Annotated in this window: 10 protein-coding genes; 4 read left to right on the forward strand and 6 right to left on the reverse strand. The window is 50.3% G+C overall.

Features of this window, described 5'->3' with window-relative positions; all coding sequences use genetic code 11:
- Positions 1-248: 248 nt before the first annotated feature.
- The 5 genes from FGI41_RS12185 to FGI41_RS12205 all read right to left on the reverse strand — a co-directional run bounded on the left by FGI41_RS12185 (position 249) and on the right by FGI41_RS12205 (position 5,892).
- Entirely contained in the window at positions 249-1,784 is a 1,536-nt protein-coding gene (locus FGI41_RS12185) for a solute symporter family protein (protein ID WP_139490419.1), read from the reverse strand.
- Positions 1,781-2,131, reverse strand: a complete 351-nt coding sequence (locus tag FGI41_RS12190) for a DUF485 domain-containing protein (protein WP_139490420.1) — start codon at positions 2,129-2,131, stop codon at positions 1,781-1,783. Before FGI41_RS12190 ends, FGI41_RS12185 begins: the two co-directional genes overlap by 4 nt.
- 173 nt (positions 2,132-2,304) lie before the next feature.
- Positions 2,305-3,354, reverse strand: coding sequence for a ComEA family DNA-binding protein (locus FGI41_RS12195; protein WP_139490421.1), 1,050 nt, complete (start codon positions 3,352-3,354; stop codon positions 2,305-2,307).
- A 106-nt stretch (positions 3,355-3,460) separates the two neighbouring features.
- Entirely contained in the window at positions 3,461-5,380 is a 1,920-nt protein-coding gene (gene asnB / locus FGI41_RS12200; protein ID WP_139490422.1) for an asparagine synthase (glutamine-hydrolyzing), read from the reverse strand.
- 86 nt (positions 5,381-5,466) lie between these two features.
- Entirely contained in the window at positions 5,467-5,892 is a 426-nt protein-coding gene (locus FGI41_RS12205; RefSeq protein ID WP_139490423.1) for a deoxycytidylate deaminase, read from the reverse strand.
- 170 nt (positions 5,893-6,062) lie between these two features.
- Between FGI41_RS12205 and FGI41_RS12210 the strand changes: the two genes are divergently transcribed.
- The 4 genes from FGI41_RS12210 to holA all read left to right on the forward strand — a co-directional run bounded on the left by FGI41_RS12210 (position 6,063) and on the right by holA (position 11,558).
- The gene (locus FGI41_RS12210) at positions 6,063-8,549 is read left to right on the forward strand and encodes a DNA internalization-related competence protein ComEC/Rec2 (protein ID WP_255298442.1); all 2,487 of its coding nucleotides are present in this window, start codon (positions 6,063-6,065) and stop codon (positions 8,547-8,549) included.
- Between the two features lie 71 nt (positions 8,550-8,620).
- Positions 8,621-9,163: an RNA polymerase sigma factor gene (locus FGI41_RS12215; protein WP_139490424.1), complete on the forward strand. Its 543-nt coding sequence runs from the start codon at positions 8,621-8,623 to the stop codon at positions 9,161-9,163.
- Between the two features lie 3 nt (positions 9,164-9,166).
- Positions 9,167-10,108, forward strand: a complete 942-nt coding sequence (locus FGI41_RS12220) for a hypothetical protein (RefSeq protein WP_139490425.1) — start codon at positions 9,167-9,169, stop codon at positions 10,106-10,108.
- A gap of 418 nt (positions 10,109-10,526) precedes the next feature.
- Positions 10,527-11,558, forward strand: a complete 1,032-nt coding sequence (holA, locus tag FGI41_RS12225) for a DNA polymerase III subunit delta (protein ID WP_139490426.1) — start codon at positions 10,527-10,529, stop codon at positions 11,556-11,558.
- Positions 11,559-11,851: 293 nt separating this feature from the next.
- Here the strand turns inward: holA and rpsT are convergent, their stop codons facing one another.
- Complete coding sequence (gene rpsT, locus FGI41_RS12230; RefSeq protein ID WP_139490427.1) at positions 11,852-12,118, reverse strand: 30S ribosomal protein S20; 267 nt, start codon at positions 12,116-12,118, stop codon at positions 11,852-11,854.
- Positions 12,119-12,120: the final 2 nt, after the last annotated feature.

Here is a 12,120-nt window from a genome sequence, read left to right on the forward strand (position 1 = left end):
CGTGGTATGACAATGAATTACTTTGTTCAATTGGGTTTTGGTGAAAGAAGGAAAAAGAAAAATCAGGGGAGACGGTCTCACCCTGATTTTTTTACGTTTCGGTTCTCGTCTGGGGGTACTGCCAGTTGATGCAGAAGTATTACCTAGTTCATGCAAAAGAGTTTCTAGTCCATGAAGTAGTGTTACTAGTTCATGAAGAAGTGTTATCGGTGCATGGTGAAGGGGTGCTAAGCGTAGTGAAACGTTGCTTATGCGCTCTCACGGACACCTGTGTGAGCTTTTACCAGGATCTCATCGTATTTCTTATCGTCACGTTCAGTGGAGAAGAACGTACCGAGGAAAGCGGCGAGGAAGCCGAGCGGGATGGAGATAATCCCTGGATTGGTCAGAGAGATCAGCGGTGTACCTACGAGGATGGCTTTACCTGCTTCTGGACTCCAGACGTTCGGACTGACAGCCACGAGGATCAGAGCACTGAGCAGACCTACCAGCATTCCTGTTACAGCGCCTGTTGTGTTAAAACGTTTCCAGAAGATCGTGAAGATGATAACAGGCAGGTTGGCACTTGCTGCAACCGCGAAGGCAAGAGCGACAAGGAAGGCTACGTTCATTTTTTGGGCAAACAGGGCGAGCAGGATGGAGATGATCGCTACCCCTACAGAAGCCCAGCGAGCAGCTTTCATCTGCTCATGTTCAGTTGCAGAGCCACGGCGTAGGATGTGCGTGTAGAAGTCATGGGCGAACGCAGATGCCGCAGAAAGAACCAGACCAGCCACAACAGCAAGGATGGTAGCAAAGGCAACAGCGGATACGAAGGCGAAGAGGAAGTCGCCGCCGAGAGCTTTTGCGAGAAGCGGAGCTGCCATGTTACCAGCTTTGTCAGCAGCCATAATGTTATCATAGCCAACGAATGCAGCCGCACCGAAACCGAGGAAGACGGTCATGACATAGAAAGCACCGATGATCCAGGTCGCATAGACAACAGAGCTGCGGGCAGTCGGAGCGTCTTTTACGGTGAAGAAACGGATCAGGATGTGTGGAAGACCAGCCGTACCAAGTACAAGGGCAAGGTTTAACGAGAGGTTATCCAGTCCATTCTTGAATTTGTTACCAGGGTTGAGGAAGGCTTCGCCAAGTGGAGTAGCGGTCTTCATATGTTCAAACATGTTGGAAATACTGAAGCCGAATTTGGCAAAAACCATGAAGGAGATGATGAATGTACCGGCCATCAACAGAACCGCTTTTACGATCTGTACCCAAGAGGTAGCTGTCATCCCGCCGAATACAACGTAGATAGTCATCAAGGTACCGACGATGAGGACGGAAGTGGTGTAGTCGAGACCAAGCAGCAGTTTGATCAGACCGCCTGCACCAACCAGCTGGGCAATCATGTAGAAGATGGAGATGGTGATCGTGTTGAGAGCAGCGACACCACGTACTTTTTTGTTGTCGAAACGGGCTGCGATCATGTCTGCCATCGTATATTTACCGAGGTTGCGGAGCGGTTCAGCAACCAGATAAAGCACGACCAGATAAGCGACCAAGAAGCCGATCGAATAGAAGAAACCATCAAAACCAAAGAGGGCAATCATCCCGGCAATCCCGAGGAAGGAAGCGGCTGACATGTAGTCACCGGCAATCGCCAAACCGTTCTGCCAACCGGTCAAACCGCCGCCTGCGGTATAGAATTCGCTTGTGGTATTGGTCTTTTTCGATGCGTAGTAGGTGATGACCAGTGTTCCGAGGACAATCCCCAGAAAGAGAAGAAATGCGGTTACGTTCATCGGCTAGCCCCTCCTTTTGCCATTTCAGCTTTGATCTGTTCTACATCTTCGTCAAATTTACGGGCTTTGCTGGAATACACCATGCAAAAGATCCACGTCATAATAAACTGCGCGATACCAAATACCCATGCCCAGCTGATCGCACCGACTGCTGGTGCATCCAGTACTGGAAAGAAAGCAGTCATAACAGGCAACGTGAAGTAGAAGACAAAGAAGAATACGGACATTGGCAAGATGAAAGCCCGCTTATCATGCAGAAGTTTTTGAAAAGAAGCAGATTGTACAACAGCGGTGTAATCTACTTCTGGTTTGGCGTTTTCTTGTCGAATCGCCTTTTTGGTAGCCATTTGAATTTCCCCCCATCACTCATCGTTATTTTTGCTGGAAAAATGGAAATGTAAGCGCTTTAATGATTACAATTTGATTATACAGAAAAATTAATAAACTTGTAACGATTCTGTGCGAAATGCTGATATGGGGGGGTGAGAAGTAAAAAAAATTACGTGTACGGTAGCAAAAATCACTCAACAGCGATTTTTGGGGCAAGTTTTACATACGTTTTTTCTCCGATCCCATTGATTTTTTTCAATTCATCTGCTGAGAGGAAACCACCGTGCTCACTGCGGTAGGCAAGGATCGCGTCTGCTTTGGTTTTACCGATTCCGGGCAAGGTCATCAGCTGATCGGCTGTAGCGGTGTTCAGGTTAACCTTGCCGGTGGCTGTACTGGATGCGGAAGAGGATGTGGGAGAGCTTGTGCTGTTGAGTGAAGAGTTTGCAGCTGACAGGGAGAGAGCGTCTGGCGGCTGTCCTGTTGCTTGTCCTGCTTGTGCTGTCTGATTGGGCAGAGTAATGACTGAGATGGTTTTGTTGTTGGCCGAAGAGGTCTCTTTTGTAGAGGGGATATAGATCACCATGCCGTCTTGTAATGGCAGGGCGAGATTGATCAGCTTCGTGTCCGCATCGGGTAAAAAACCGCCTGCTTGGGTAATGACACTTTGGATGCGGTCATTTTCGGAAAAGGTGTAGACACCGGGGGTTTTGACGCGTCCCTTGAGGTCAACGTACATGGGGTGGGAGTTGCTTTGGGCATCCGGAGAGGACGAGCTTGTCGTGTTTTTCTGGGCTGAGTCTATGCTGGAGGATGTAGACGTGCCAGTGTTAAGCGTGAGGGAAGAAGAACCAGATGTGGCTTGATTACCAAAACTGGAGGACGAATCAGTGATACGGGCAGAACCAGAATCATGAACCGAAGCAGAACCACGTACCGAATCAGCATCATGGCTCGAACCATTGTCATCGTTCGAATCAGCATCACGACCTGAACCATTGTTACCGTTCGAACCAGATTCCCACCCTACCTGATCAGCTCCACCGGCCTCTCCCATCTCCCCGCCGCTCAAATAAGCGGGAGGTGTAAGCGGCATCTCTGTCTCTTTTTCCGTATAGGAATATCCCCAAAAACTAAGCCCGATCACTAGCAACACCCCTGCGATCATCAAACCCTTCCGATATCGTTCCCACCAATCCATCAACATGGCACCAGCCACTCCTTCCGTACTCGGTCTCATCGAATCTTACTCATCTACCTTTATCGTAGATAAAGACAGAGCCTTGTGCAAAAAAAATTTCTCACAAGCAAGCAGAGAGGTTGGGAAACAAAAAAAGAACCGGGAATTATCCCAGTTCAATTTTGTTGCCGCGGCGCTGGTCAACAGCGGGGCTTACGTATGGTCCGAAATGATATTTTTGCTCAATGAAAATCTGATGCCACAGCATGAAGATCAGGATGGTCCAGATTTTACGGCTGTAGTCGCCATGACCTTCGCGATGCTCATCTAACATGTAGAGGACATAGGCTTTGTTGATCAGGTGATCGACCTTGGCTTCGAAAATAATTTCTTTGGCCCATTTATAGAATTGATGCTTCAGCCAGTAACGGGTAGGTACTGGGAAGCCCAGTTTTGGACGGGTTTTGATCTCTGGCGGCAGGAAGTCCTTCATCGCTTCGCGCAGGACGTGCTTGGTCGTGCCTTCGGCGATTTTGTACTTCGTCGGAATGGTGGAAGCGAACTCGAACACTTTTGGATCGATGAACGGAACGCGCAGCTCCAACGAGTTGGCCATCGTCATTTTGTCCGCTTTCATCAAAATATTGCCGCGCAGCCAGGTATGGATGTCGAGATACTGCATTTTGGTGACATCGTCATAGTCTTTTACTTTGTCATAGATCTTCTGTGTGATGGACCAAGGTGTCTGGTAGTTCGGGTCACGCAGGATATCCTCGGTAACTACTTTTTCCTTGAGATCTTCACTGAAGATCAACGCATTGCCGAAGAAGCGCTCCTCGACGGTTTTGGAGCCGCGGATGAGGAAGTTTTTGCCCTTGACGCTGTCTGGCAGCTGTTCGGCTACGCTGCGCATCGATTTCTTCATCCAAGCAGGCATGCCCTTGAACATACGCAGGGAGTTCGGTTCACGGTAGATGTTGTACCCGCCGAAGAATTCGTCTGCGCCTTCGCCGGAGAGAACGACTGTGACATGCTGACTCGCAAGCTCTGCGACGAAGTTGAGCAGGATCGCGGACGGGTCTGCGACAGGCTCATCCTGATGCCAGATCAGACGAGGCAAATCTGCCATGTAGCGCTCAGCATTCAATACCACTTCAAAATGCTCGGAACCGAGGTAATCGGCGGTGCGGCGTGCATATTCCAACTCGCTGTAGCCAGGGATGTCGGAGCCGATCGAGAAGGTTTTTACATTTTCAAAGGTGCGCAGCATCCCGACGATACTGCTGGAGTCGACACCACTGGAGAGGAAAGCGCCGCGCGGTACTTCACTGATCCGGTGTTTGTCTACTGATTCAAGCAAAATAGAACGGGTTCCCTCTACGAAATAGGAGAACGGCTTGCTTTCATCTGGCTTGAACTCGACTTCCCAATACTTCTGGGTGGTGAGCTTATCGTCCTTGATGATAAAAGAATGACCCGGTTCAATCCGGTAGATCCCTTTGTACATCGTCTCAGGGTCTGGCACGTATTGGAAGGTCAGATAATGATAGAATCCATTTTCATTAACAGCACGCTCGACACCAGGCATCTCCAAGAGGCTCTTGATCTCGCTGCCGACACCGATAGCGTCTTCTGTCTCGGTATAGTAGAGCGGCTTGATCCCGAAATGGTCGCGGGCACCAAACATCAGCTGTTTGCGGCCGTCCCAGATCGTGAAGCCAAACATACCGCGCAGGTGCTTCGGTGCATCGAAGCCTACTTCTTCATATAAATGCAGGATCGTCTCGATATCGGAGTCGGTATGGAAGCGGTGGCCGAGGTCTTTAAGCCATGCTTGCAGTTCCTTGTAGTTGTATACCTCTCCGTTCCCGATGATCCACATATCTTTTGTCTCGTTAAACAGCGGTTGATGACCGCCTGCCACGTCGATGATGCTCAAACGGCGGAAGCCCAGCGCGATGTTGTCTTCAATATGAAAACCGTCATCGTCAGGGCCGCGATGGAGAATCATTCGGGTCATGGCTTTGATCGTGTCTAAGTCAGCAGGTTTTCTGCGCTTGTTGTACAGCGATACAATTCCACACATATGTTCAGAATCTTCCTCTCACAGGGAGGTTCCCCAAAATACACTATATAAATCTACCATGGATTAGATAGGAGCGCAATGAACAACTATCCTTCCCGATTTTCCGAGTGTTGATGATGAACCCACTCCATCGGTTCAATGAAGTACTTATTGAATTCGTTGTCGTAGGCGTGGATAAAGATCACTTTCGCCACCCCGGCTTGATTGAGACGCTTGGTGCAATTCTCGCACGGTTCATGGGTCACGTAGGCGGTTGCTCCTTTGAGGTCATCGCGGCGGGCATGCAAAATCGCATTTTCCTCCGCATGAATGGTCCTGATGCAACGCCCTTCTTTTAATAGACAGCCTGCCTCGGTACAGTGCGGGTGACCGTGGATAGAGCCGTTGTACCCTGTAGAGACGATGCGGTTCTCTTTTACGATGACACAGCCTACCTGTAGGCGGTTGCAGGTCGCTCTGGTCGCTACTTCATTAGCAAGATCCAGATAGTATTGATCCCAAGATTTTCGCATAACGCACACCTCTTTTGTCCGTCTTCTCTGTTGCTCATAGCCCATTCTAGTAAAAGGGAGGGACAGGTTCAACTCCTAACCATTGTTTTTCGATAAAACGAGTTTTTTTGTCCCAAAGGGTTGGAGTATGCTGGGGAGAACAAATGAGCGTGTCGGGGTGTGATGTGGTTGTGGCTATTCTGTGGGATCGTTGGTTTATGATGAGTCTGGCGCTGGCGGCTGGGTGTGTGTTGGGTGCATATGCAGAGTGGGTTTACACGATTGTCGGCGGCATCGTCTTCTTCGTGCTGTCGCGCTTTCTCCCTTGGCATGAAGTGAAAAAGCGGATCGCGTTGCTCACCGTCGTCTGCTGGGTGGGATGCGGTTATTTTTTGCTGTACGATCATTGGCACCAATCTGCTTTGCTTGCTTATGTGCCGGAAGGGGAGGAAATCCAAGCGAATGTGCATGGTGTGATTGATTCGGCGGTCAAGCGGGACGGGGATGTGGCACGGTTTTTCGTGGTGATAAGCGAGGCTGAATTTGTTGACGGTCGCACAGATGATTTTGTTCCACATGTTCCAGACGTACAGGGTGTTTCGGGGGATTCATCCGATGCTGATGCGCAGTACGGGTACGTGAAGCGCGAACTCCATGAACGCATCGCCCTCCGGGTCAAGCTGTCGGAGGAGGAGCAGATTTCCGAAGTGGAGAGTTGGACGGCAGGCAGCCCGTTCACCACCGTGTTGACTCTTACCCGCCCGCAGCATGCACGTAACCCGAATGCATTTGATTACGCCAATTACTTGCGCTGGCAGGGGGTTGCATTGAGCGGAGAAACTTCCTATAAAGAAATGCGCGTCACGGCATCACCGTGGAGTGTCGGGGCGTTTTTTGAACGCTGGCAAACGTACGAGGCAGAGCAAATCGACAGGGCTTTTCATGAAGAAGTGACACGGGGCTATATGAAATCCCTGCTGTTAGGCTTGCAGGATGGGGTGGAGCCTGATCTGTCCAATATGTATGCTGATCTTGGCCTGATCCATGTACTGGCAATCTCTGGTCTGCATATTACCATTGTGAGTGGCTTTATTCTGTGGGGCTTGGAGCGAGCGGGTATGACACAGGAGCGGGCCTTGCTGGTCAGTATCGCTCTGATTGCTGTCTATGTACTGCTGGTCGGAGCCAGCCCCTCTGCTGTTCGCTCCGGGCTGATGGGTGGAATCGCACTGTGGGCCCGCTATGCCCGAAAACGGGTGGATATTCTGGCGATCTGGGGGACTTCGCTTATCGTGATGCTTTTGTGGAACCCGTACCAGCTGTGGGGAATTGGCTTTCAGCTGTCGTATGTGGTGACACTTGGGTTGATCTTATATGTCCCGCTGTTTCAAGAGATGAGCTTCCCGCGTCATGAACGGCTCCGCTCCGAGCTGGCTGTCGCGGTGGCGGCCCAGCTGGTTTCGTTTCCTTTTTTGCTTTATTGGTTTCATCAGTCTTCTCCATTATCCATGCTGGTAAACCTTTTGCTTGTCTCGATCCTCTCCTATGGTGCACTGCCGTTTGGCTATCTGGCACTGATTTTGTCGCATCTTCAACCGGCCTTGGGGCTTTTTCCGGCAAAAGGAGTGGAGTGGCTGCTTACCCTGATTCACTGGGGGCTTGAATGGGTACATACGATTCGTGTGCCCTTTACGTATTGGCCGCATCCACATGCGTTATGGCTTTTATCCTATGTCATTTTTCTTATATTCTTTTGGGTGGCGTGGCACAGAGGTTATCAGCGGAGGAGGGATGCGGCAGTATACCTAGTCTTTTACTTGGTTTTGCTCGTTTTTGCCCGTCAGCCGTTTTCTGGGACTAACGAAGTACGCGTCACTTTTATCGATGTAGGACAGGGAGATTCTGCCCTTGTTGAAATTGGTAAGGAGAAAGTATACTTAATCGACGGTGGAGGCACCCCTATATTTCCAAAGGCGGAGTGGCAGCAGCGACGAGACCCTTTTGAAGTAGGTAAGGATACCCTGTTACCTTTTTTAAAAGCAAGAGGGATTGAACATATCGACACACTGGTGCTGACACATGGCGACAATGACCATGTCGGCGGTATTCCAGCGATCCTGCCGTATTTTACGTTTGGCCGAGTGTTGGTCAATGGCTTGCCGCCGGAAGAGAAGGAACATGAAATCATCGAGAATCTGACGAAGCGGAAGGTACCGATTGTCATGGGACGTCCGGGCAGTACTTGGCAGGACATGGAGGGTGTAAGCTGGTCCTGGTTGCATCCCAGTCCACAGCATCTCTTGGGTGCTGGCGGCAATGACAGTTCTATCGTTCTGAAATTAACTGCCTATGGTATACATGTACTGTTTACCGGGGACGTAGAAAAGTCCGGGGAAAAAAGTCTCTGGGAAGCAGGCTTGCTTTCTCCGATAGATATTTTAAAGGTGGGACATCATGGAAGCAACAGTTCCACCACCGAGGATTTTCTGGCAGCCATCCGACCGAGGGCAGCAATTATCTCAGTCGGATACCGTAATCGTTATCATCATCCATCACCCGAAGTCATCTCACGCTTAGAGAGGGCGGGCACGGACATCTACCGCACCGACCAGCAGGGCGCTGTGACGATTGTCATGAGGGATGGGGGATATCGGATCACGACGCAAATAAAAAAATAACGAAAAAAGTCCTATATTTTATGCAACTTTCCCAACTACCGATTCGTCTGAGGGAAGGAGAGGAGATAACAATGGGGGAGACAGAGCTGATCAAGCGAGCCCAACAAGGAGATCAGGAAGCTCTGGTTGAACTTCTGCGTTCGATCGAACAAGCGGTTTATAAAAGTGCGTTTTATATTCTCGGCAACGAACAGGATGCATTGGATGCTTCACAGGAAGCCTTGATCCGCATCTACCGCAAGATCGACACCTTTCAGGAAAAGGCGAAGTTCAGCACATGGGTGCAGCGTATCGTGAGCAACATCTGCATGGATAAATTTCGTGCGAAAAAGGAGACGGTCTCCATCGATGAGCATGAGATGATCCTGCCCGACAAGAATAACGTGGAGGAGTCCATTCTGCGTACCAGTCTGTCAGAGGATGTGAACAAAGCGATCGAAAAGCTGCCGGAGCAATACCGGTTGGTCATTGTGCTACGCTATCTGCAGGACTTTTCTTACCAGGAGATCGCAGACACGCTCGATCTGCCGCTGAACACGGTCAAATCATATTTGTTCCGTGCCAGACAGCAGCTCCAGGACCATTTGTATGAATATCAGAAAGGGGGGACATAGGGGATGAACAAAGAAGCCGTGCTCGATCTGATCCAGCGGGATGTAGACGGCGACTTGACGGCTGATGAAGAAGGAATACTCAAGGAAGCTCTCCGCCAAGACCGTGAGCTGCAATTAATGCACCAGCGCCTCATGCGGGTGAATCAGGACTTGGCCAATCTGCCTGACGTCAAGCCACCGTTTAGCCTAGTGGACTCAATTCTTCCGCAGCTGACCGAACAAGTCAAACAGCCGCCAATCGCCGCGACAGAGGATACACCGTCAATGCCGCGCCTTGTTCGCAAAGAAACCCCGTCACCCGAGCAGCCGTTGAAGAAACGCCGGAAGCTTCCGCTCTGGCTTGCCAAAGCAGGCAGTGGTGTGGCAGCCGCCTGCTTATTGATCGGACTTTTTGTGATGTCGAACAGTGCAGATGTGGACCGTAACTCCGGCACCGTCGGATCTAACAACCCGACCTCGATCCAGAGCAATCCGGAAGACAATGGAGTAAGTCCAATGAAAAATCTGGATGAAACGAAAACGCCAGAGACTCCGTCACAACAGACAGAGACCCCGGATACTCCGACTGCACCTAAGACAAATGAACAGACCAAGCCGGAATCAACACCAGATTCGACCCCGATGAATACTCAGCCGTCACAGCAACCGGTGGACCAGCCGCCAGTCTTCGTTGCCAAACCGCCGACTTCAGGTGCGACGGCCGCTCCTGCTGACACGGTACAGCCAACAGAACCAACTAAGTCTTCCACACCGCAACCGGCCGACACGAAAAATAAAGACACCAAGCTTGCTGTTCCATCCAAAGAAGGCAAAGGCAACGGCAAGTCGACCGCAGACTCGGACGATGAAGATGACGACAAAAACGAAAAAAAAAACAAAGATAAAAAGAACGACAAAGAACGGGGCAACGGCAACGGTAATAAAAACAACAACAATGACGACTAGGTTCGTCAGGTGAAAAAAGGGCGATGAGGCTGTCGATGATGACAACCTCATTTTCTTTTTGCCCCAACAAATCCGCCCGCCCCACCTGCCCGCAACAAAAGTGGATAGGGAATCGCCAAACTTCTTTTCAGCGAGTCACCAAATCGCCCACGCGAGAATAACATATCGTATAGAAAACAGATGACGAACGAAATTCGCAACAGGTAATCGCAACACGAAGGAACAGTATCCCCCTGCTTCCCGTTTGGAGAGAAGACATCCCGGGGCTTTTCTCCAAACGTTTACATAAAAGCGAATATATCGTCTCTCATCAAGCCGTGGCCGGTCTGGTCATGGTTTTTCGCCGTTGATTTACGAGACATGCTATAATAGGATGAATAGACTTACACGGACGAACGAGAAAAAGGGGGAGGAACCGATGCCGCTTTTGACAGCCATTCGAGACATCAAACAGAAAAAATTCGCACCCGTCTATGTTCTCTACGGCACGGAGACCTTTCGCAAAGAAGAGCTGATCAAGCTGATGAACCAGACCATGATCGACCCTGACTACGCAGATATGAACGTGGGACGCTACGACTGCACCGAGATTGCACTGAGTGAGATTTTGGTGGATGCCGATACCGTCCCGTTTTTCTCCGAGCATCGGTTGATTATCGCTGACAATGCCTATTTTCTGACCGGAGCCAAGCCGCCAACCAAGGTGGAGGCAGATACAGATGCTCTGGCGGCTTATATCGAGAATCCGCAGCCGACCACCTCGCTGGTTTTTAGGATCGATGCCGACAAGCTGGATGAGCGTAAAAAGCTGGTCAAGTCGCTCCAGCAGCGTGCGGTCGTGATCAACTTCGAACCGCTCAAAGACCATGACCTCTCCTCCTGGATCGAGCGTCAAGCCAAGCAATGGGATGCCACCATCACGCCTGAGGACGCGCATCTCCTCGCAGAGCGCGTCGGTTCCGACCTGCGGCTTTTGTATAAGGAGATCGAAAAAATGGCCCTCTATGCAGGCAAGGGAGGTCGTATCGACAGGCAGGTCATCGAGACGCTGGCCGCCCGTACGCTGGAGCAGGACGTCTTCGGCATGGTAGAGGATGTCGTGACCGGACGGGTCTCCGATGCCTTCCGCACGCTGTACGATATGCTCAAAACCGGGGAGGAGCCCATCAAGCTGATGGCGCTCTTTATCCGCCAGTTCCGCATGCTGCTGCATACCAAGACACTGGCTGCACAGAGCTATTCTGCACAGTCGATTGCAGGGATGATCAAGGCACATCCTTATGCGGTGAAGAAGGCGATGGAGCAGGCGCGTTATTTTGACGAAGCGGGGTTGAGGCGCTTGCTCGGGATTTTGGCGGAAGAGGATTTCCGCATGAAGACAGGGCAAGTAGATAAAAGGCTTGCGCTGGAGATGTTTATTACGAAAGTTGCGCAGGAGAAGAAGAGGTAGTGTGGATCGGTCGGGGGGGGAAGAGTGGGGATATGATCTGTTTTCCAGTCGCCTTTCCCTCACTTCGTTCAGCCGGTCTCCTTACAAACAGATCATATCCCCACTCTTTTCTGGCCGACAGGTTCCGCTATCCTCTTAAAAAATTAAGAAGGAAAAAAGAAGGCCGTACTCCAACCAGCCAATTAACGGCTAAAAATGGAGTTCGGCCTAATTTATATTTCAATCAAAAAATAGAAAAAACCTCTCTGCACCTAAGTCCAAAGAGGTCATTCCTATCATCCCGTAAAAAGAACTTACGCAGTTACAGCGTTGAACTTTTTAGTCAGGCGAGATTTTTGACGGTTCGCTGCATTTTTATGGATAAGACCTTTCGTAGCAGCCTTGTCCAATTTTTTCACAGCTACGAGAAGGGAAGATTTCGCCAACTCAACGTCGTTTGCGAGAACTGCTTTCTCGAAGTTTTTCAGTGCTGTACGAAGATCAGATTTTTGAGCTGCGCGGTGTGCACGGCGTTTTTCAATCGTCTTGGTACGTTTGATCGCAGATTTAATATTTGGCATAC

Source organism: Brevibacillus dissolubilis (assembly GCF_006170445.1).
GTDB lineage: Bacteria > Bacillota > Bacilli > Brevibacillales > Brevibacillaceae > Brevibacillus_B > Brevibacillus_B dissolubilis.